This is a genomic window from Bordetella petrii (genome assembly GCF_020991325.1).
In the GTDB taxonomy this organism is placed as follows: Bacteria; Pseudomonadota; Gammaproteobacteria; order Burkholderiales; family Burkholderiaceae_B; genus Bordetella_A; species Bordetella_A petrii_E.
The window spans coordinates 1-20724 of record NZ_JAJMLX010000057.1 but is presented as its reverse complement, the minus strand read 5'-3'; the positions used below and the strand labels follow the sequence as shown (position 1 = coordinate 20724).

Sequence of the window (20724 nt, the reverse complement as noted above, 5' to 3'; positions counted from 1 at the left end):
CTGCCGGCCGATGGGGTGCACGGGGTTGAGGGCGGTCATCGGCTCCTGGAACACCATGGCCATGCGGTGGCCGCGCAGGCGGCACAGGGCGGCGTCCGGCAGGCCAAGGATGAGGAAGTTCGGCAAGGTCTGCCCAATGTCCGCCTCGACTTCGACGATGTAGCCATTCAAGCCCAGCAGGGCCACGCAGTAGCTCCGTGCGACGCCCACCTCAGCCCACCCCCTTGAGGTGTTCCAGGCTCGGCGTGCCGATGCCGTCGTCGATCACGGCCACGACGTCCACGCGGCGGCTGGAAGTGCGCATGAAAGACGCTTTCGACCCCATCGACCTATATGCGCCCTGACCCCCTCGCCCGGCTGCCACGGCCCGGTAAGTAAGCGGGGAGTAAGATAGGCGCCGCGCTAAGCTAGAATGCCCCACTTTCGTGTACCTACTCGAGTAGCCCTGCCTTATGGACGCCAACTTTCGCAAAGCCGCACTTGAATACCACGAGTCCGGCCGCCCCGGCAAAATCTCTGTCACCCCGACAAAGCAGTTGTCCAATCAGCGTGACCTGGCACTGGCCTACTCGCCGGGCGTAGCCGCCGCCTGCGAGGAAATCGTCAGCGATCCCGGCAACGCGGTGCGCTACACGGCGCGCGGCAACCTGGTGGGCGTCATCACCAACGGCAGCGCGGTGCTGGGCCTGGGCAATATCGGCGCGCTGGCGTCCAAGCCGGTCATGGAAGGCAAGGCGGTGCTGTTCAAGAAGTTCGCCGGCCTGGATGTGTTCGATATCGAGATCAACGAAAGCGATCCCGACAAGCTGGTCGACATCATCGCCGGCCTGGAACCCACCTTCGGCGGCATCAACCTGGAAGACATCAAGGCGCCCGAGTGCTTTACCGTCGAGCGCAAGCTGCGCGAGCGCATGAAGATCCCGGTGTTCCACGACGACCAGCATGGCACCGCCATCTGTGTGTCGGCGGCCTTCATCAACGGCCTGAAAGTGGTGGGCAAGCCCATCGACAAAGTCAAGGTGGTGACGTCCGGCGCGGGCGCCGCGGCCCTGGCCTGCCTGGACTTGATCGTGGACCTGGGCGTGCCCGTGGAAAACATCTGGGTCACCGACATCGAAGGCGTGGTGTACGAAGGCCGCACCGTCCTGATGGACCCGGACAAGGCGCGCTTTGCCCAGAAAACCGATATGCGCAAGCTGGCCGAAGTGATCCAGGGCGCCGACGTGTTCCTGGGCCTGTCGGCGGGCGGGGTGCTCAAGCCCGAGATGGTCGCGTCCATGGCCGACCGCCCGGTGATCCTGGCGCTGGCCAACCCCAACCCGGAAATCCTGCCCGAAGACGCACACGCCGTGCGCGGCGACGTGGTCATGGCCACCGGGCGTTCCGATTACCCCAACCAGGTCAACAACGTCCTGTGCTTCCCGTACATTTTCCGCGGCGCGCTGGACGTGGGCGCCACCACCATCACGCGCGAAATGGAAATGGCGGCCGTGCACGCCATCGCCAAGCTGGCCCAGGAAGAACAGAATGAGGTCGTGGCGGCCGCTTATGGTACCTACGACATCAGCTTCGGGCCCGAATACCTGATTCCCAAGCCCTTCGATCCGCGCCTGATCACCCGCATTGCGCCGGCCGTGGCCAAGGCGGCCATGGACGGCGGCGTGGCCACCCGGCCGCTGGCGGACCTGCAGGCCTACACCGAACAGCTGCAGCAGTTCGTGTACCACTCCGGCGCCTTCATGAAGCCGCTGTATTCGGCCGCCAAGAGCTTCGTGCGCGAAGGCGGCAAGGCGCGCGTGGTGTTCACCGAAGGCGAAGACGAGCGCGTGCTGCGAGCCGTGCAGGTAGTGGTGGACGAAGGCCTGGCCAAGCCCATCCTGGTGGGCCGTCCCGCCGTGCTGGCCGCCCGCATCGAAAAGTACGGCCTGCGCCTGCGCCTGGGCGAAGACGTCGAGGTCACCAACCCCGAGTACGACGAGCGCTTCCACCGCTACTGGACCACGTACTGGGAAATGATGTGCCGCCGCGGCATCACCAAGGAAATGGCGCGCGTCGAAATGCGCCGCCGCCTGACGCTGATCGGCGCCATGATGGTGCATCTGGGCGATGCCGACGGCATGATCTGCGGCACGGTCAGCGCGTATGCCGAGCACCTGCGTTTCGTCGACCAGGTCATCGGCCAGCGCCCCGGCGCCAAGGTGTATGCCGCCATGAACGTGCTGCTGCTGAACGAGCGCACGGTGGCACTGGTGGACACCCATGTCAACGACGACCCCACCGCCGAGCAGATCGCCGAATTCACCATCGCGGCGGCCGAGGAAATGTCGCGCCTGAACCTGGCTCCGAAGATCGCGCTGCTGTCGCGTTCCAACTTCGGCACCGGCAGTTCGTCGTCGGGCGCCAAGATGCGCGAAGCGCTGGACCTGGTGCGCGCCGCGGCGCCCGAACTGGAAATCGATGGCGAAATGCATGGCGATTGCGCGCTGGACGAAGCGCTGCGCCTGCGCATCCTGCCCTCGTCGACGCTGAAGGGCGAAGCCAACCTGCTGGTTTGCCCCAACGTCGATTCGGGCAACATCGCCTATAACCTGCTCAAGACCGCCGCCGGCGGCAATGTGGCGGTAGGCCCGTTCTTGCTGGGCGCTAATGCGCCGGTGCACATCCTGACGTCCAGCTCCACTGTCCGCCGCATCGTCAACATGACCGCCCTGGTCGTCGTCGATGCCAACGTCCCCAGATAGCACCGGGCGCGATCTCTCCAGGCCCGCGCTGACGGGGCTGGTGCTTACCGGTGGCGGCGCGCGCGCCGCCTACCAGGTGGGGGTGCTGAGCGCTATTTTCCATATTCTGGATCCGGCCGGCCGGCCGGATTTCCGGAACCCCTTTCCCATTATTTGCGGCACCTCGGCGGGCGCCATCAACGCCGCGGCCCTGGCCTGCCGCGCCGACCGCCCGCACCTGGCCGCCAGGCGCATCCAGCGCCTGTGGGAATCGCTGCACACCGACATGGTCTACCGCGCCGACGCGCCCGGCCTTATCAAGACCGGGGTGCGCTGGCTGGGCCTGCTGGCCCTGGGGTGGATGTATTCGGGCCTGACGCGCAAGCGGCCCCAGTCGCTGCTGGACAACCGGCCCCTGGCCGACCTGCTGACGCGGGTGCTGGATTTCAAACACCTGCAACGCAACCTGCAGGGCGATGCGCTGTCGTCGCTGGCCATCACGGCGTCGGGGTTCACCAGCGGCGAGCACCTGACGTTCTACCAGTCGAACCATCTCATCGACCCCTGGCGGCGTTCGCTGCGGCGCGCGATACCGGCGCGCATCGGCGTAGAGCACCTGATGGCCTCGTCGTCCATCCCTTTCGTGTTTCCCGCCCAGGCGGTGGATGTGCACGGCCAGACGGAATGGTGCGGCGACGGCTCGATGCGGCAACTGGCCCCCATCAGCCCGGCCATCCACCTGGGAGCCGAGCGCGTGCTGGTCATCGGCACCGGCTACCGTGACGACACCCATCCCGAAAAGCGCGAGGCCGCGCCGCCGTATCCCAGCCTGGCGCAGGTGGGCGGGCACGTGCTGTCCAGTATTTTCCTGGATGGCCTGTCGATGGATGTCGAGCGGCTGGAGCGCATCAATGACCTGGTCGGCCATGCCTCGTACGAGTCGGCCACGGGGGTGGGCGTCCGGCAGGTGAACGTCCTGACGATCACGCCCAGCCAGTCGCTGGATTTGCTGGCCCTCGACTATCTGAAAGAAATGCCTGTCGAGGCCCGTACCCTTTTTCGCGTACTCGGTGTATCGTCCGATCCTGACCGCTCGGGTGGCGGCGCGCTGATGTCGTATCTGCTGTTTGAAAGCGCTTACACACGGCGATTGATCGAACTAGGTTATGCCGATACGATGCGGCGTATCGAAGACGTGGTTGGCTTTTTCAAGGAGGGCCAGGCATGACGCGTAATGGCCAGTCTACGCTGCAGCGACAACTCAGCCGCGGCGGTGCGATCGATCATGACGGCTTGCAGAAACAGGCCGTGGTTGAGGCTGCGCACGAACTCGGGCTGGCACTGATGGTGGCCGATTGCGACCGGGCGCGCAGCCGCTCGGCCGTGCTGCGCGCCATTGCCAAGGCGGTGGATTTTCCCGAGTACTTCGGCGGCAATCTCGACGCCCTGTACGACTGCCTGTGCGACACCGTGCTCGACCAGAAAACCGGCGTGGTGCTGTGGCTGTACAAGCTGCATTCGGGCGATCCCGCGCTGGAAGAAGATTCCGCCCAGATCGAAACGGTGTGCGGCGACGCCGCCGAATTCGCCCGCGAAAACGGCCGGGTGTTCACTTTCGTGATCGAACACGCCGGCAAGCATCCCGATCCCGAACCCGGCGTGGCCGCCGCGCCCTACGGGGAAGGGTAGGCGGGGCTCGCCCCAGGGTGGCGGGGGGCCAGCCACGCCGGCCCGCGACGGCTCGCGTCGGTTCAATATCGGGGCGTAGCCGGGGCGGGCAGAGTGCTTGGCATGCTCGCGCCGCGCAATGTGAAAGAAGAAAATCGTGCGGGGCCGGCCATGACAGGCGCCCTGCACGCCTGTCATGGCCATTCGGGTGGCGGTACGCTCCGGGCTGTGCTTCCTTTTCGGGCTGTGCTTCTTGGTTGCGGACACCGTTCTACTGAGACCGTCGTGGCCCACAACGGTGTCCGGCACCTTCCGGAGCCGGACACCCGGCCACATCCGCGAACATCGGCCCGAGGGGGCTGGCTTCTATGTCTTGGCCGTCGTGGCGAGTGTCGTCGGGTGTCCGGCTCCCGTCAGGGTGCCGGACACCGTCCAGCTGAGGCCGTCGTGGCCCACAACGGTGTCCGGCACCTTCCGGAGCCGGACACCTGGCAACATCCGCAAACGCCTCGGATCCGGACATCCGGCAACATCCGTGAACAATCGCCGCGGCGCGGGGTAGCGCCATGGCTGCCGGCTTCTATCCGCCTATTCCTGCCATTCCAGCAAGGCCGTGGCCGAGGCCATGAGGGCCAGGCCGGCGGTTTCGGTGCGCAAGATGCGCGGCCCGTAGCGTACGGCCTGCACGCCGTGGCGGGCGGCCAGGGCCAGTTCGGCGTCCGACCATCCCCCTTCGGGCCCCACCAGCAGGCACAGGCGCCGCAGGCCCGGCTGGGCGGACAGCGCGTCGGCCAGGCTGGGTCCGGCTTCGGGGTGGCAAAGCAGCCGTAGGCCGTCGGCGGGCTGTTCCAGCCAGGCGGCCAGGGGCATGGGCGCGTCTACCCGCATCAGTTGATTGCGCCCGCATTGTTCCGAGGCGGCCAGGGCGATGCGTGCCCAGTGCGCCACGCGTTTGTCCAGCCGCGCGCCGCTCAGTTGCAGCACGCTGCGCTGGGCCTGGATGGGCACGACCCGCCGCGCGCCCAGCTCGACGGCCTTTTCCACCACCCAGTCCATTTTGTCGCCGGACGGCAGGCCCTGCACCAGGGTAAGGTGTCCCGCCAGCTCGGCCTCGCGCGGATCGTGGGCCCCCAACTGGGCCCAGGCGGACTTGCCGTCGATTTCCAGTGTGGCGGCGTATTCGCCGCCCTGGCCGTTGAACAGCACGATGGCGGCGCCGTCGCGCAGGCGCAGCACGCGCACCGCGTGGTGCGCCAGGGTGTCGGGCAAGGGCAGGCGGGCGCCGGCGGACAGCGGCGTGTCGCAGAAAAAGCGCGGCAGGGGCATGGCGGATGAGCAGGGCGCCGCGGGCGCCGGAAACCATTCAAGCGCGTAGCCTACCACTGCCGTCCGAGGCCCGGGCGCCGGCCCCTCGCCCGCCCGGGAAAGGGGGGCGCCCGGATGCTAAAATGATGAGCTTCGCAAACCCTCCTACCTGGCCCCGTTTTTCGGCGCGCCCAGAGCCTACGAGCCTTTTCCGCATGAGCCTACCCACCGCCCAACCCCTAGCCCTGGCGGATGCCATCCGCGTCCTTGCGATGGACGCCGTCCAGCAAGCAAATTCGGGACACCCCGGCGCCCCGATGGGCATGGCGGAAATCGCGCAGGCGCTGTGGCTGGGCAATCTGCGCCACAACCCGGCCGACCCGGCCTGGGCCAACCGCGACCGCTTCGTGCTGTCCAACGGCCACGGCTCCATGCTGGTCTACGCGCTGCTGCACCTCAGCGGCTACGACCTGCCCATCGAAGAGATCAAGCAGTTCCGCCAGTTGCACTCGCGCACGCCGGGCCACCCCGAAGTCGGCATCACCCCGGGCGTGGAAACCACCACCGGCCCGCTGGGCCAGGGCCTGGCCAATGCCGTGGGCATGGCGCTGGCCGAGGCCCTGCTGGCCGCCGAATTCAACAAGCCAGGCCTGTCCATCGTCGACCACCACACCTACGCCTTCACGGGCGACGGCTGCCTGATGGAAGGCATCTCGCACGAAGCCTGCTCGCTGGCCGGCACGCTGAAGCTGTCCAAGCTGGTGGTACTGTACGACGACAACGGCATCTCCATCGACGGCCATGTCGAACACTGGTTCGGCGACGACACCGCCACCCGTTTCGAAGGCTATGGCTGGAACGTCATCCGCGGCGTCGATGGCCACGACGTGGCGGCGGTCGACGCCGCCATCAAGGCCGCGCGCGCCCAGTCCGAGAAGCCCACCCTGATCGTCTGCCGCACCATCATCGGCAAGGGCTCGCCCACCATGGCCGGCACGCACAATGTGCACGGCGCGCCGCTGGGCGCCGAAGAAATCGCCGCCACGCGCGTGGCGCTGGGCTGGACGGCCGCGCCGTTCGAAATTCCGCAGGCCGTGCGCGAAGGCTGGGACAGTCGCAAGGCCGGTGCCGAGTTCCAGGCCGCCTGGCAAACCGGCTTCGATGCCTATGCCGCCCAATATCCCGCCGAAGCCGCGGAATTCACCCGCCGCATGAACGGTGAACTGCCCGCGGGCTTCGCCGACAAGTTGCAAGCGTTTGTGCAAGGCACCGACCAGAAGGCCGAAACCGTGGCCACGCGCAAGGCCTCGCAATTCGCCATTGCCGAGCTGGCACAGGCGCTGCCCGAACTGCTGGGCGGCTCGGCCGACCTTACCGGCTCCAACTACACCGACTGGAAGGGCGTGGCGCCCGTGCGCGCCGGCGACAACGGCGTCCAGTTCGGCCGCCACATCAACTACGGCGTGCGCGAGTTCGGCATGGCCGCCGTCATGAACGGCATTGCCCTGCACGGCGGCTACCTGCCCTTCGGCGGCACCTTCCTGACGTTCTCCGACTATTCCCGCAACGCCATCCGCATGGCGGCGCTGATGAAGCAGCGCGTGGTGCACGTGTTCACGCACGATTCCATCGGCCTGGGCGAAGACGGCCCCACGCACCAGTCCATCGAGCACGCCGCCAGCCTGCGCCTGATTCCCAATCTGTCGGTCTGGCGTCCTTGCGACACCGCCGAAACCGCGGTGGCCTGGGGCGCGGCCGTCACCCGGCCCGCCAGCATCGGCATGGACGTGCACGACGGCGGCCCCACGGCGCTGCTGTTGTCGCGCCAGAACCTGCCGTTCGTGGCGCGCGACGCTGACACCCTGAAAGCCATTGTCCGCGGCGGTTACGTTCTGCGAGACGCCCAGGGCGCCCAAGCCGTTATCATCGCCACGGGTTCCGAAGTCGCCATCGCGCTGGCCGCGCAAGAACAGCTGGCCGGGCAGGGCATTGCCGTGCGGGTGGTGTCCATGCCCAGCACCGACGTGTTCGACCGCCAGGACGCCGACTGGAAGCGCGCCGTGCTGCCGCCCGGCTTGCCGCGCGTGGCCGTCGAGGCGGGCACCACGGCCTTGTGGCACAAGTACGTGGGGCTGGAAGGCGCCGTGGTCGGCATCGACCGCTACGGTGAATCCGCGCCCGCCGGAGCCTTGTTCAAGTTCTTCGGTCTGACCGCCGACAAGGTGGCCGAGGCCGTCAAGCAAGTTTTGTAAAAGGAGCTCTAGTCATGACCATCCGCGTCGCCATCAACGGGTACGGCCGCATCGGCCGCAACATTCTGCGTGCCCACTACGAGGCAGGCAAGAAGCACGACATCGAAATCGTTGCCATCAACGATCTGGGCGATCCCAAGACCAACGCCCATCTCACGCGCTACGACACCGCCCACGGCAAGTTCCCGGGCACCGTCGAGGTCGATGGCGACTACATGGTGGTCAATGGCGACAAGATCCGCGTGCTGGCCAACCGCAACCCGGCCGAACTGCCCTGGGGCGAACTGAAGGTCGACGTGGTGCTGGAATGCACCGGCTTCTTCACCTCGAAGGAAAAGGCCGGCGCCCACATCAAGGGTGGCGCCAAGAAGGTCATCATCTCGGCCCCCGGCGGCAAGGATGTCGACGCCACCATCGTGTACGGCGTGAACCACACCGTGCTGAAGGCGTCCGACACCGTCATCTCGAACGCTTCGTGCACCACCAACTGCCTGGCCCCGCTGGTCAAGCCGCTGCACGACAAGCTGGGCCTGGAAACCGGCCTGATGACCACCGTGCATGCCTACACCAATGACCAGGTCCTGACCGACGTCTACCACGAAGACCTGCGCCGCGCCCGTTCGGCCACCATGAGCATGATCCCCACCAAGACCGGCGCGGCCGCCGCGGTGGGCCTGGTGCTGCCCGAACTGAACGGCAAGCTCGATGGCTTCGCCATCCGCGTGCCCACCATCAACGTGTCGCTGGTCGACCTGTCGTTCGTGGCCAAGCGCGAAACCACCGTCGAAGAAGTCAATGGCATCCTGAAGGCCGCCGCCGATGGCGAACTGAAGGGCATCCTGGACTACAACACCGAACCCCTGGTGTCGGTCGACTTCAACCACAACCCGGCTTCCAGCACCTTCGATTCCACGCTGACCAAGGTGTCGGGCAACCTGGTGAAGGTGTCGTCCTGGTACGACAACGAATGGGGCTTCTCGAACCGCATGCTCGACACCACCGTCGCGCTGATGTCGGCCAAGTAAGCAGCATGGCCAAGGTCAACACCCTGTCCGCGCTGGCCAAGGCGGGCGAACTGCACGGCAAGCGCGTCTTCATCCGCGCCGACCTGAACGTGCCGTTCGACGATGCCGGCCAGATCAGCGAAGACACGCGCATCCGCGCATCGGTGCCAGGCATCCGCCTGGCGCTCGATGGCGGCGCCGCCGTCATGGTGACCTCGCACCTGGGCCGCCCCACCGAGGGCGTGCTGACCGACGCCGACTCGCTGGCCCCCGTGGGCCGGCGCCTGTCGCAACTGCTGGGCATGCCCGTGCAACTGGTCAAAGACTGGACCGATGGCGTGAACATCGATCCAGGCCAAGTCCTGTTGCTGGAAAACTGCCGCGTCAACCCCGGCGAGAAGAAAAACGACGAGGCCCTGTCGCGCAAGATGGCGGCACTGTGCGACGTGTACGTCAACGATGCCTTCGGCACCGCGCATCGCGCCGAAGCCACCACGCACGGCATCGCCCGTTACGCGCCGGTGGCTTGCGCAGGCCCGCTGCTGGAAGCCGAACTGCAGGCCCTGGGCCGTGCCTTGCACGAACCCAAGCGCCCGCTGGTGGCCATCGTGGGCGGCTCGAAGGTGTCCACCAAGCTGTCCATCCTGCAATCGCTGGCCGACAAGGTCGACCAGCTGGTGGTGGGGGGCGGCATTGCCAACACCTTCATGCTGGCCGCCGGCCTGTCCATCGGCAAATCGCTGGCCGAGCCCGACCAGATCGACCAGGCCCGCGCCGTCATCGACCTGATGAAAAAGCGCGGCGCCGAAGTGCCCATTCCCACCGACGTGGTGTGCGCCAAGTCGTTCGCGGCCGATGCCGAAGCCACCGTCAAGGCGGCCGATGCCGTGGCCGACGACGACCTCATCCTGGACATCGGCCCGCAAACCGCGCAGCGGCTGGCCGGCATCCTGGCGCAGGCCGGCACCATTGTCTGGAACGGCCCGGTGGGCGTGTTCGAGTTCGATGCCTTCGCGAACGGCACCGAAGTCTTGTCCAAGGCCATTGCCGAATCGCCCGCGTTTTCCATCGCGGGCGGCGGCGATACCCTGGCGGCCATCGCCAAGTACGGCATTGCCGACAAGGTGGGCTACATCTCCACCGGCGGCGGCGCATTCCTGGAATTCCTGGAAGGCAAGTCGCTGCCGGCCGTGGCCATCCTGGAAGAACGCGCGGCCTGACCGGGCGCAGGCCGGTGCCAGGCACCCGGTGTGTTGTCGGGTGTCTGGCTCCCGCAGGGTGCCAGACACCGTCATGTGCCGCGATAGTCTCGGTTGGACGGTGTCCGGCACCCTGACGGGAGCCGGACACCTGGTAGTGCCCGCGAAAGCTCGCCGCGGCGGTTTAAGGTAGTGCCATGGGTATCTGGCACCCGGCGGGTGCCAGATACCCGAGATCACTCGCCATCTGGCTGCGCTACTATCGCAAGACCCGCGGCGGCCCATCCGCAGCCTGGCGCGGCCTGTCTTCATTGGCGCCCCCCGATACGGCCCGCGATGCAACTGTCTTTCTTATCCGTCCTGGACAAATGGCGCGGCCTGACCCTGGCCCAGACGCGCCGCGACATGTTGGCGGGGCTGTCGGTGGCCGCGGTGGCCTTGCCCGTCGGCCTGGCCTACGCCAGCATGATGGGCCTGCCGCCAGCGTCCGGCCTGTGGGCCGCCATGGCCGGCATGTTGGCCTACGCGCTGTTCGGGGCATCGCGCACCTTGATGGTGGGCCCCGACACGGCCACGTGCACCCTGATCGCCGCCACCCTGACGGGCATGGCCATTACCGACCCCGACGCGCGGCTGACGGCGGCGGCCGCCATGGCCTTGATGGTGGGCCTGGGCTGCCTGGCGGCGCGCCTGTTTCGCCTGGGAACCCTGGCCAACCTGCTGTCGCGTCCCGTGCTGGTGGGCTATATGGCCGGCGTGGCGGTGACCCTGGCCTGGTCGCAGCTGCACTCACTCACGGGCGCCGGCCCGCGCCCCGATGACCTGCTGCGGCCCTTCAGCGAATTGGCCCGCCTGGTGCTGCAGGCCCATTGGCCCACCTTCATCTTTGGCATGCTGTGTTGCGCATTCCTGGCGGCGGCCAAGCGGCTGCGCCCCAGGTGGCCGGGCGCCATCATGCTGGTGGCGCTGGCCTGCCTGCTGTCATGGCTGCTGGATTTTCCCGGGCTGGGCATCGCGGTGGTGGGCGATATTCCCGCTGGCCTGCCGGCCCCGCGCATGCCCGAACTGGACCATCTCAATGCCTTGCTGCTGGGGTCGGCGGGTGTATTGCTGGTCAGCTTTTCCAGCGGCATTGTCACGGCGCGCAGTTTTGCCGCGCGCAGCGGGGAAGAAGTGGAACCCAACCGCGAACTGCTGGGGTTTGGCGCAGCGAATATCGCCGCCGGCCTGTTCCAGGGTTTTGTCGTAACGGGGGCCGATTCGCGCACCGCGGTGGGCCTGGCGGCGGGCGCCACTACCCAACTGGCCGGCGTGGCTGCCGCCCTGACGCTGGCGGTGGTGGTGGCGGTGGCAACGCCGGTGTTGTACTGGCTGCCGCAGGCCGCGCTGGCGGCGATTCTGTTGTCGGCGGCCCTGCACCTGTTCGACTGGCGGGCTTTCGCCACGCTGGCGCGCATTTCGCGTTCCGAGCTGGCCTTCGCCATGCTGGCGGCGGTGGGGGTGGTGCTGTTCGGCGTGCTGCAGGGCGTGGTGGTGGCCGTGACCGCCACGCTGATGTACGTGATGTATGTAACCGCCACGCCGCGAGATGCCCTGCTGGGCCGCTTGCCGGGCGACACGGCCCTGTGCAAGCTGCACCTGAATCCCACGGCCGCGCCTGTACCGGGCACGGTGGTCTGGCTGTTCGAGTCGTCCATCTGGTTCTTCAACGCCGATACCTTCCGCCGCCGCGCGCGCGCCGTGGTGGCGCTGGCGGGGCAGGCCGACTGGTTCGTGCTCGAGGCCGAGGCCATGACCCACGCCGATGCGGATGCCATCGATGCCCTGCTTACGCTCAAGCGCGAACTCGATGCGCGCGACACCGTGATGCTGCTGGCGGGTGGGCATGGTGAATTCCGCCTGGCCCTGGACCGTTCCGGGTTGGCCGACACCATCGGGCGCGACCGCATTTTCATTACCGCCGAACAAGCCGTGGCCGCCATCGAAAGCGGCCGCGTCACGCACGAGATTCGCGCCTGAAGCCTTGCCCCGCCGGCGTGCCGGCGGTTCACCGCGTGGCGCTTCCGGGGCGCCTTCAATCGACGATGTGATAGCCGCCGTCGATATACAGCGTTTGCCCGGTAATGCGCCGGGCGCCATCGGTAGCCAGCCAGGCGGTGGCTTCGCCCACATCGTCGATGTCCACCAGGCTGCGCGTGGGCGATTTGGCCTCGGCCTGGTGCAGCATCGCGTCGAAGCCCGCAATGCCGCTGGCCGCGCGCGTCTTGACGGGGCCAGGCGAGATCGCGTGTACGCGTATGCCCTGTGGCCCCAGCTCGGCTGCAAGGTAGCGGGTGGCCGATTCCAGCGCGGCCTTGACCGGCCCCATCATGTTGTAGTTTTCCACCACCATCTGCGCGCCGTAATAGCTCATGCAGAACAGCGTGCCGCCGCGCGGCATCAGCGGTTCGGCCAGCTTGGCCATGCGGATGAACGACCAGCACGACACGTCCATGGCCAGCAGGAATCCGGCTTTCGAGCAATCGGTGACACGGCCGTGCAGGTCGTCGCGCGGTGCGTAGGCGATGGAATGCAGCACGAAATCCAGCTCGCCCCATTCGGCGCCGATGCGTTCGAACACGGCTTCGAGCTGGCCGTGCGCTGTCAGGTCCAGCGGCAGCAGCAAGCTGGCCTGCACCTGTTCGGCCAGCGGGCGCACGTGGGGCAGGGCGCGGTCGTTCAGGTAGGTGATGGCCAGGTCGGCGCCCAGCGCGCGGAATGCCCGGGCGCAGCCCCAGGCGATGGACTGGCCGTTGGCGATGCCGGTGACCAGGCCCCGCCGGCCGGCCAAGGGTTGGAGAGTGCCAGGGGCCGTCATCGTGCGCGCACCAGATTCAGCGTGTGCTGGGCAATGACCAGTTCTTCGTTGGTGCGCACCACGTAAACCCCGATCTGGCTATCGTCGGCGGAAATGCGCGGGCCGTGGCGGGCATTGCGCTCGTTGTCCAGCCGAACCCCCAGCCAGGCCAGGCGGTCGGCGATGGCCTGGCGCATGGCCGGCGCGTTCTCGCCGATGCCGGCGGTGAATACCAGGGCATCCATGCCGTTCATGGCGCACCCCAGCCCGGCAATGCCTTCGGCCACGCGCCAGGCGAAATAGTCCAGCGCCAGCCGGGCGCCGGGCGTGTCGCTGGCCTGCAGTTCGCGCATATCGTTGCCCAGGCCGGACAGGCCCTTCAAGCCGCAATCGTGATACAGCAGGTGTGCGATGTCGTCGTGCGCCATGCCCTGCTGCATCATCCACAGCACAATGCCCGCGTCCAGCCTGCCCGGACGCGTGCCCATGGGCAGGCCTTCCAGCGCGCTGAAGCCCATGGTGCTGTCGACGCTTTTGCCATCGACCATGGCGCAGGCGGATACGCCGTTGCCCAGGTGCGCGGCCACCACTTTGCCGCCGGCGATCTCCGGCAGCGCGCGCCGGAGCCGCTGGGCGATGTATTCATATGACAGGCCGTGGAAACCATAGCGCCGCACCCCCTGCTGGTACAGCCGTTCGGGCAGGGCGTAGCGGTCGGCCAGGGGGCCGTGGCTGCGGTGGAATGCCGTGTCGAAGCAGGCCACCTGGGGAATAGCGGGGCGGCGTTCGCGGATGACGCGTATGGCGGCCAGATTGTTCGGCTGGTGCAGCGGCGCCAGCGGGCTCAGCGCCGCCAGTTGCTCCAGTGTTTGATCGTCCACGAGCACGGGCGCGTCCAGGTCGGGGCCGCCGTGCACGACCCGGTGGCCCACCGCGGCGGGCATGCCGTTCAGGTGCCCCGACAGCCAGGTACCGACCACGTCCTGCGCATTGGGCACGTCGGCCGCATGGCCGGGTGCGATATCGCGCTCGGCCATGATGTTGCCCTGGGCGTCGCGGGCGCGCAGGCGGGGGCGCAGGGTGCCTATGCCCTCGACCTGGCCGCCCATGCGCGCGGCCAGGTCGCCGCCTGTGCCGATGTCGTACAGATAGAACTTGATGCTGGAACTGCCGGCATTGATGACGAGTATGGTGTCGGTCACGGCGGCTCCGGGAGATTACAGCGGCGCGTGCCGCGCGCGATGGTGGGCGTAGATGCTGGCCACCGCGCACGAGGCCAGCCGTGAGCGCTCGCTGTCGGCGCGGCTGGTCAGCACAATGGGCACGCGCGCGCCCAGTACGATGCCGGCTGCTTCCGCATTGGCCAGGAAGGTCAGGTTCTTGGCCAGCATGTTGCCGGCTTCCAGGTCGGGTACCACCAGCACTTGCGCACGGCCCGCCACCGGGGACACGATGCCTTTGGTGCGCGCCGCCTCGGCGTTGATGGCGTTGTCCAGCGCCAGCGGTCCGTCCAGCACGCCACCCAGGATCTGGCCGCGGTCGGCCATTTTGCACAGGGCGGCGGCTTCGATGGTGCCGGGAATGGCCGGCATGACTTGTTCCACGGCTGACAGAATCGCCACGCGGGGCGCGCCCAGGCCCAGCCCCTGGTGCAGCTCGATCACATTGCGGATGATGTCGGCCTTGGTTTCCAGGTCGGGAAAGATGTTGATGGCCGCGTCGGTGATGAACAGGGGTTCGGGGTAAGTGGGCACGTCCATGATGAAGGCGTGGCTGATGCGCCGCCCGGTGCGCAGGCCGGTATCGCGCGCCACCACCTCGTGCATCAGCTCGTCGGTGTGCAGGCTGCCTTTCATGAGCAAACTGGCGTCGCCATTCCTGACCTGAGCTACCGCCAGCGCCGCGGCGGCATGGCTGTGCGGCGCGTCGATGACGGGGGTGGATGTCAGGTCGTAGGCGCAGCGCTCGGCCACTTCGCGGATCTTCTGCTGCGGGCCCACCAGTATCGGCTTGATCAGGCCCAGCCTGGCGGCTTCCAGCGCCGCGCCCAGCGAGGTGGCATCGCAGGGGTGCGCTACTGCGCAGGTGGCGGCCGGCAGTTCGCGGGCGCGGGCGATCAGGCGGTCGTACGGCGTGCCGCCGTCACGCCCAGGGGGCGGGCCCGCCAAGGCGGGGTCGGGGCGAGGCGTGGCGTGCACTTCGGTCATGGCTGGTCCTGTGTGGGAAAGGCACCGTACTCGATCGATGCCGGCCGCGCGCCCGGCCGCTAGGTTTTCTTGCGCGGGCTGGCAGGCCTGGCGGTTTTGGGCGCGGCCTTGCGCGGAGCGGTTGCCGCCTTGCGCGGCGCGGCGGCCTTGTGGGGAGCCGGTCTCTTGCGTGCTGCGGCCGGCTCGCGGGCCGCGGGCCGGGCCGCTTCCGCCTTGCCTTCGCGTGCCAGGGCTTCTTGGGCGGCGGCGCGGAAGATCTGCTCCATTTCTTCCAGGTAGTTGCGGGCCCGTTCGTTCAGCGGGCCGGTGGCTTCCAGCACGTGCCGCATGGTGCCGAAGGCCGTGCGGATCTCGTTGGCCGAGGCATTTTGCAGCAGCTTGGGCATGGCCTGCAGCGCGGCGGTGCCGTCCAGCCGCATCATCAGCGCCTGTTCGCGCGCCACGTCCTTGAATTCCTGCAGCGCCAGGCTCGAATCGGCATCGGCGCGCATCTTGCGCAGCATGGCGAAACTGCGCTCGTCGAAACTGCCCTCGGCGCCGGCCACGTACAGCAGCATGCGCATGGCGGCTTCGCGCACGCCGCCCTGGTCGATGTGCGCGCGCAGTTCGTTGGCCCGGTCGTCCATGAAGCTGCGGTGTTCGGGTGAAATGCCCGGGTGCTTGCGCGGCGCGCCCGACCTGGCGCCCAGCCCGGCCCAGTCTTGCACCACGGGCGAACCGTAGATGTTCATGAACAGCTGCTCGACAGTGGCATCGCGCAGTTCCTGCCACATGTTCAGGCTGGCCTCGATGGTTTTCGAGGCCATGTGCTCCCAGACGGCGAAGGGGTTGTCGGCCTTGGCCGGCTGGCGGTTCAAGCGCGCCTGCGCGGCGGCCTGCGCCACGGGCGCCACCCAGGGGTTGCGGTCGGAAATCAGTTCGTAGGGCAGGCGCAGCGGGTGCATGCGCTGCATCCATTCGGCCGATTGAGGCGTGACCGTGGCGCGTATCCAGGGCTGCAGGAAACTGCGGTACATGCCCAGGTTGATGTCCGATATGCGCGCCACGGCCGCGAAGCGGCGGTCGTCTTCTTCGTTGCGCGCCACGATGCCGCGCACATCGTCGACACTGCGGCGCGCGAACGACAGCACGTAGTCGCCGGGCGCCAGGTCGGGGTTGAGCGTGTCCGGCGTCTTGTCGGCGATTTCGGCCTGGTAGATACCGGCAGGCAGCACGTCGATCAGGTCGATGTTGGCGGTGAATTCCTGGTGTTCTTTGCGGGCCACGCTGCCCGACACGAAAATGCCCAGGTGGCCGATGCTTTCATGCACGGCATAGACGATGGTCTGGCCGTGCGCCACCACTTCGGCGTCGTCCTGGTAAAGGTCGGGAATCCAGCCCAGGGCCTGGGGCGGTGGCGTGATGTTGTCGCCCTTCGAGCAGAACACGATGATGGGCGAGCGGATATTGCGCAGGTCGATGCGTATGCCGTCCGACGTGACCAGCCCGGCCGTGGCCAGGCGGTTGCCAACGAACAGGTTGTCGACGATGTACTGGATTTCCGGGCCGTTCAGGTAAACGTGCCCGCCCCACCATTTTTCGAAGCCCAGGTAGCGCGAGGCCTCGGTGTCCACCTTGGAATACAAGTTGTACTGCTTGCTCCAGAGCGTGTTGGCGGGGTTCAGGTTCTCGAAGTTCTGCACCAGCCAGGCGCCGTCGAAGCGGCCGTTGCCCAGGTCGCTGGTCAGTTCGGTCATCCAGCTGCCGCCCGTCATGCCGCCGGTGTAGCGCATGGGGTTCATGCCGCGCCAGCCGGCCCAGTACGACAGCGGCGCACCGGCCACGATGATGGGTCCGAACAGTTCGGGGCGCATCGCGGCGGTCATCATGATCTGCCAGCCGGCCTGGCAATTGCCCACCACCACCGGCTTGCCTTCCGATTCCGGGTGCAGCGCGATGATTTCTTCCAGGAAGCGGGCTTCGGCCCGCATCACGTCTTCCACGGTTTGCGTGGGCGTGGGCTGCGGCAGGAACGACGCGAAATAGCAGGGGTGGCCGGCACGCACGGCAACGCCGATCTCGCTTTCGGGCTTGAAACCGCCTATGCCCGGCCCGTGGCCGGCGCGCGGGTCCACCACCAGGAAGGGGCGCTTCTGCGGATCGACGGTGATGTCGGGCGGCGGCAGGATGCGCAGCAGCCCGTAATTGACGGGCCGGGGCAGCTCGCGGCCGTCCAGCACCAGTTCGGACTTCATGCTGAGCACATTGGGGGCCCGCTTGGCCATGTGGCTGTGGTACTGGTTGCCTCGCTGGCGCATGACGTCGGCATACAGCACGCTGCGCTGGAAAGTGTCCACGGCGTACTCGTAGGCGGCGGCCCAGGGGTTGGCGGGGATGGCGGGGGTGCTGCGATCGTTGGCGGTTGCGGCCACGGCGATCTCCGGTTGACTGTCGGGCCGCCGGATGGGGCGGCCGCGGGTGTGGGATACAGAAGGAATATCAGGACCCCATTACAGCGCAATATATGTTGCAATGCAACATAAGATGCGCCACAGTCAGTCGCGGGCGTCGTGGTTGAATTGCAGCCAGGTCTGCACGGTGGCGCGTTGCCATTGGCGGTCGGCGTATTCGCGCAGGGGCTCGGGCAGTTCGTCCGGGCCGCCCAGGCGGCGCAGCATCAGGGCCAGTTCGGTATCGGCAATGCACCAGGCGTCGAACAGGCAGGGGCGGTTCCCGGACAGCAGCAGGCTGGCCACGCGCAGCAGCTTGGCGGCCGCGGCCTGGGCCGCGTCGCCAAGCGGGGCGCAGGGGGCACCGTGGAACACGACTTCGGTATTGCGCTCTTCGCGCAGCGGGGACATGTCGCTGCGCAGCCAGGCCTGCACCTGGCGGGCCCGCGCGCGTTCCTGCGGTGCGGCAGGATACAGGCCGGGGTAGTCCGGCGCCGGGAAGACATCTTCCAGGTATTCGATGATGGCGCTGGATTCGGTCAGGTGGAAGGTGTCGTGCGCCAGGGCCGGAACCCGGCAGGTGGGCGCGCGGTTGGCGTAGGGCTGCATGCGTTGCTCGCCGGATTGCAGGTCGACCAGGCGCAGTTCCACCGGCAGGCCTTTCTCGGCCAGGGCCACGTAGGCGGCCATGGCATAGGGGCTGAGCAGCAGCGAATCGACATACAGCGTAAGCGGCGAGGCGAGCGGCGCGGGCACGGTGGAATCTCCGATGGCAAGGGTGCCGGCAGCGGCAGCCCGGTGGGCGCCGCGCATACTACAGCGTAACGCAATCGCGCCCCGTGGACACGCCGTGGCGGGAGGCGGGGGGGTCAGTCCACGATGAACAGGCGGGCGCCGTCGCGGGTGGACGAGCGATGTGCCTCGGCCTGGTCGGCCACCTGGTAGCTCATGCCGGGCTTCAGCACATATTGGCGCCCGTCTTCCAGTTCGGTATGCAGTTCGCCTTCCAGGCACAGCAGGATATGGCCCTTGCTGCACCAGTGGTCGGCCAGGTAGCCGGGCGAATATTCAACCATGCGCACGCGGATGTCGCCGAACTGGCAGGTGCGCCAGTAGGCCGTGCCGGTTTCGCCGGGATGTTCGGTGGGTTCGATGGACTGCCAGTCGGTGGTGCCGAAAGGGATATCGCGTAGATTCATGCGGAATTCTCGGTAGAAGGGGGCGTGTCATTCACGCGCAGCAGCAAGTCGGTGGCGCCGAAATCGACGCCGGCCTGGCTGAGCAGGGTGGTGGCCTGGCCGCGATGGTGGGTTTGGTGATTGAAGAAATGCAGCACCAGGCCGCCGAACGGGTAGCGGGCGGCAACGCCGCGTGTATTGGTATAGGCCAGCACGTGGTCCAGGTCGGGGTCGGACACCTGGCTTGCCCAGCCGATGATGGCCTGGTCGAGCTCATGGCGCAGGCCTGCCAGGCCGGCCAGGTCGGGGTGCAGCGGATGATCCAGTCCGGTGGGCATAGGCAGGGCAAGTACCGGGTCCAGCGCGGAATATCCGGCCGGATGGGTGGCAAAGCGCTTCAACCACAGGACGTCGCCCACGGCGATGTGGTTCAGCGTGCCCAGCAGCGACCCGAAGAACGCTCCGCGAGGCGCGGCGGCATGGGCGGCCGGCTGGCTGGCGGCCTGGTAGATGCGCTGGTTCATCCAGGCGTTGTAATCGGCCAGCAGGCGTATATCGGCGGCGGTGGGCATGGGCGCTTGACCTTGCGGTGGGGAAACCCGGGCCGCTAGGCGGCCAGCTTCTTTTGCCAGAACATGGCCTGGCCGGCGTCGCCGGGCAGTTCGTAGCCCTGGTAGCCCAGCTTGCGGTACAGGGCCTTGGCGGGTTCGTTGCCCTGCAGCACTTCCAGGGTGATCTTGCAGCAGCCGCGGCGAGCGGCGGTGGCTTCCAGCGCGGCCAGCAGCTTTTGCGCGATGCCCTGGCCCCGGAAGCGTTCCGACACCATGAAATCGTGCAGGTTCAGCAAAGGCTTGCAGGCGAAGGTGGAAAAACCTTCCATGTAAATCGCCAGCCCGGCCGGCGCGCCATCGTGCAGCGCGACCAGCGCGCCGGCGTTGGGACGGCGCCCCAGCTCGGCGGCCAGGTTGGCGCGCGCGTAATCGGACAGCGGTTCGTTACCGCCCATCGGGCCGCTGGCGTATTCGTTCAGCAAGGCCACGGCCATGCTGCCTTGGGTGGGGTCGTTGAAGTCGATGTCGATGATTTCCAGCACGATGGGTTTCCCTTCTTGCGGCCGCCGCGTGGCGGCCGGCGTCTACAGTGACTGGTATTATGCCGCGCCATGCAAGGCGCCGGCTGGGTAAACTGCCCGCAACGCCGTCGTGAGGGGGGCCATACACCATGAATCGTCATTCCGCCCCGGCACCGCACCTGGCCGCGCCAGGCGGCGCCGGCCTGGCGGGCCTGAGGGCCTGCCTGCCCGTCATGATCGGGTATTTTCCGGTGGCGGTGGCTTTCGGCATTGCCGGCCTGTCTACCGGTTTGGCGCCGTTGCAGGTGATCCTGATTTCGGTGCTGGTCTACGCGGGAGCCAGCCAGTTCCTGCTGCTGGCGTCCATCAAGGCCGGCACGCCATGGCTGTGGGTGGTGGCGCTATGCTCGCTGCTGAACGCCCGGCACCTGCTGTACGGGCCGCTGCTGTCGCGCTTCCTGCCATCCCGCCTGCGCACGCGCCTGAAAATCGCTTTCCTGCTTACCGACGAAGTCTTTGCCACGGCATTCAACCGCATCGAATCGGTGGATGCCGCGCAGCGCAACCGCTGGATGACCCTGCTGGGCCTGGGGGCGTGGCTGACCTGGATCGCCGGCACCGCGGTAGGTGTTTACGCGGGGGATGGCCTGGAACGCCATTATCCGATGCTGTCCCAGGTGATGCGCTTCGCGCTGCCGGCCCTGTTCCTGGCCCTGGTAATGCAAAGCGCCACGCGTTCGCTGCGTGGGCCCATTTTGGCGGCGCTGCTGGTGGGCGCTGCCTTCGCGGCCGCCGGCCATACCAGCCTGGCCATCCTGGCCGCCGCGGTTGCCGGCTGCGTCTGCCCCCGGCCG

General features: G+C 67.6%; 17 protein-coding genes and 1 pseudogene. 8 read left to right on the top strand and 10 right to left on the bottom strand.

The features are described from left to right. A pseudogene (locus LPZ50_RS25465) lies at positions 1 to 186 on the bottom strand (ABC transporter ATP-binding protein); the annotation flags it as partial. 266 nt (positions 187 to 452) lie between these two features. On the opposite strand from LPZ50_RS25465, the gene LPZ50_RS08330 reads away from it, so the two are divergent. Genes LPZ50_RS08330 through LPZ50_RS08320 form a run of 3 tightly spaced genes read left to right on the top strand, consistent with a single transcriptional unit; the run spans position 453 to position 4409 of the window. After that, complete coding sequence (locus tag LPZ50_RS08330; RefSeq protein ID WP_230659805.1) at positions 453 to 2741, top strand: NADP-dependent malic enzyme; 2289 nt, start codon at positions 453 to 455, stop codon at positions 2739 to 2741. Continuing rightward, entirely contained in the window at positions 2722 to 3948 is a 1227-nt protein-coding gene (locus LPZ50_RS08325) for a patatin-like phospholipase family protein (RefSeq protein ID WP_230659802.1), read from the top strand. The genes LPZ50_RS08330 and LPZ50_RS08325 overlap by 20 nt, the downstream gene beginning before the upstream one ends. Next, a complete protein-coding gene (locus tag LPZ50_RS08320; protein ID WP_230659799.1) occupies positions 3945 to 4409 on the top strand; it encodes a barstar family protein in 465 nt (154 codons plus the stop codon). The genes LPZ50_RS08325 and LPZ50_RS08320 overlap by 4 nt, the downstream gene beginning before the upstream one ends. Before the next feature lie 567 nt (positions 4410 to 4976). Here the strand turns inward: LPZ50_RS08320 and LPZ50_RS08315 are convergent. Next, positions 4977 to 5714 (bottom strand): 16S rRNA (uracil(1498)-N(3))-methyltransferase, encoded by a 738-nt coding sequence (locus LPZ50_RS08315; protein ID WP_230659796.1) that lies wholly within the window; start codon positions 5712 to 5714, stop codon positions 4977 to 4979. A gap of 194 nt (positions 5715 to 5908) precedes the next feature. Between LPZ50_RS08315 and tkt the strand changes: the two genes are divergently transcribed. The 4 genes from tkt (at position 5909) to LPZ50_RS08295 (ending at position 12167) form a co-directional block, all read left to right on the top strand. Next, positions 5909 to 7945: a transketolase gene (tkt, locus tag LPZ50_RS08310; RefSeq protein ID WP_230659793.1), complete on the top strand. Its 2037-nt coding sequence runs from the start codon at positions 5909 to 5911 to the stop codon at positions 7943 to 7945. Positions 7946 to 7959: 14 nt separating this feature from the next. Then, a complete protein-coding gene (gene gap, locus LPZ50_RS08305; protein WP_230659790.1) occupies positions 7960 to 8970 on the top strand; it encodes a type I glyceraldehyde-3-phosphate dehydrogenase in 1011 nt (336 codons plus the stop codon). A gap of 5 nt (positions 8971 to 8975) precedes the next feature. Further along, entirely contained in the window at positions 8976 to 10169 is a 1194-nt protein-coding gene (locus LPZ50_RS08300) for a phosphoglycerate kinase (RefSeq protein WP_230659788.1), read from the top strand. A gap of 315 nt (positions 10170 to 10484) precedes the next feature. After that, a complete protein-coding gene (locus LPZ50_RS08295; protein ID WP_230659785.1) occupies positions 10485 to 12167 on the top strand; it encodes a SulP family inorganic anion transporter in 1683 nt (560 codons plus the stop codon). A gap of 55 nt (positions 12168 to 12222) precedes the next feature. Here LPZ50_RS08295 and fabI read toward each other — a convergent pair whose 3' ends face one another. The 8 genes from fabI to LPZ50_RS08255 all read right to left on the bottom strand — a co-directional run bounded on the left by fabI (position 12223) and on the right by LPZ50_RS08255 (position 19891). Then, positions 12223 to 13005: an enoyl-ACP reductase FabI gene (fabI, locus tag LPZ50_RS08290; protein WP_230659782.1), complete on the bottom strand. Its 783-nt coding sequence runs from the start codon at positions 13003 to 13005 to the stop codon at positions 12223 to 12225. Then, positions 13002 to 14186, bottom strand: a complete 1185-nt coding sequence (locus LPZ50_RS08285) for an acetate/propionate family kinase (protein WP_230659779.1) — start codon at positions 14184 to 14186, stop codon at positions 13002 to 13004. Before LPZ50_RS08285 ends, fabI begins: the two co-directional genes overlap by 4 nt. A gap of 15 nt (positions 14187 to 14201) precedes the next feature. Beyond that, positions 14202 to 15191 carry a phosphate acetyltransferase gene (locus LPZ50_RS08280; protein ID WP_230659776.1) on the bottom strand — a complete coding sequence of 330 codons (990 nt, stop codon included), beginning with the start codon at positions 15189 to 15191 and terminating at the stop codon, positions 14202 to 14204. 59 nt (positions 15192 to 15250) lie between these two features. Continuing rightward, positions 15251 to 17602: a DUF3141 domain-containing protein gene (locus LPZ50_RS08275; RefSeq protein WP_230659773.1), complete on the bottom strand. Its 2352-nt coding sequence runs from the start codon at positions 17600 to 17602 to the stop codon at positions 15251 to 15253. A 123-nt stretch (positions 17603 to 17725) separates the two neighbouring features. Continuing rightward, entirely contained in the window at positions 17726 to 18376 is a 651-nt protein-coding gene (yfcF, locus tag LPZ50_RS08270) for a glutathione transferase (RefSeq protein ID WP_329957653.1), read from the bottom strand. Between the two features lie 113 nt (positions 18377 to 18489). Then, entirely contained in the window at positions 18490 to 18819 is a 330-nt protein-coding gene (locus LPZ50_RS08265) for a DHCW motif cupin fold protein (protein WP_230659770.1), read from the bottom strand. After that, positions 18816 to 19370 carry a DinB family protein gene (locus LPZ50_RS08260; protein ID WP_230659766.1) on the bottom strand — a complete coding sequence of 185 codons (555 nt, stop codon included), beginning with the start codon at positions 19368 to 19370 and terminating at the stop codon, positions 18816 to 18818. The genes LPZ50_RS08265 and LPZ50_RS08260 overlap by 4 nt, the downstream gene beginning before the upstream one ends. A 35-nt stretch (positions 19371 to 19405) precedes the next feature. Then, positions 19406 to 19891, bottom strand: a complete 486-nt coding sequence (locus LPZ50_RS08255; protein WP_230659763.1) for a GNAT family N-acetyltransferase — start codon at positions 19889 to 19891, stop codon at positions 19406 to 19408. Positions 19892 to 20019: 128 nt separating this feature from the next. Here LPZ50_RS08255 and LPZ50_RS08250 point away from each other — a divergent pair. Then, on the top strand, positions 20020 to 20724 hold a 705-nt coding region (locus LPZ50_RS08250), incomplete at its 3' end, for an AzlC family ABC transporter permease (RefSeq protein WP_230659761.1).

Excerpts from the sequence above, each read along its gene's own strand:
- LPZ50_RS08330 (WP_230659805.1), top strand. The coding sequence starts at position 453 with ATGGACGCCAACTTTCGCAAAGCCGCACTTGAATACCACGAGTCCGGC.
- LPZ50_RS08325 (WP_230659802.1), top strand. The coding sequence starts at position 2,722 with ATGCCAACGTCCCCAGATAGCACCGGGCGCGATCTCTCCAGGCCCGCG.
- LPZ50_RS08320 (WP_230659799.1), top strand. The coding sequence starts at position 3,945 with ATGACGCGTAATGGCCAGTCTACGCTGCAGCGACAACTCAGCCGCGGC.
- LPZ50_RS08315 (WP_230659796.1), bottom strand. The coding sequence starts at position 5,714 with ATGCCCCTGCCGCGCTTTTTCTGCGACACGCCGCTGTCCGCCGGCGCC.
- tkt (WP_230659793.1), top strand. The coding sequence starts at position 5,909 with ATGAGCCTACCCACCGCCCAACCCCTAGCCCTGGCGGATGCCATCCGC.
- gap (WP_230659790.1), top strand. The coding sequence starts at position 7,960 with ATGACCATCCGCGTCGCCATCAACGGGTACGGCCGCATCGGCCGCAAC.
- LPZ50_RS08300 (WP_230659788.1), top strand. The coding sequence starts at position 8,976 with ATGGCCAAGGTCAACACCCTGTCCGCGCTGGCCAAGGCGGGCGAACTG.
- LPZ50_RS08295 (WP_230659785.1), top strand. The coding sequence starts at position 10,485 with ATGCAACTGTCTTTCTTATCCGTCCTGGACAAATGGCGCGGCCTGACC.
- fabI (WP_230659782.1), bottom strand. The coding sequence starts at position 13,005 with ATGACGGCCCCTGGCACTCTCCAACCCTTGGCCGGCCGGCGGGGCCTG.
- LPZ50_RS08280 (WP_230659776.1), bottom strand. The coding sequence starts at position 15,191 with ATGACCGAAGTGCACGCCACGCCTCGCCCCGACCCCGCCTTGGCGGGC.
- LPZ50_RS08265 (WP_230659770.1), bottom strand. The coding sequence starts at position 18,819 with ATGAATCTACGCGATATCCCTTTCGGCACCACCGACTGGCAGTCCATC.
- LPZ50_RS08260 (WP_230659766.1), bottom strand. The coding sequence starts at position 19,370 with ATGCCCACCGCCGCCGATATACGCCTGCTGGCCGATTACAACGCCTGG.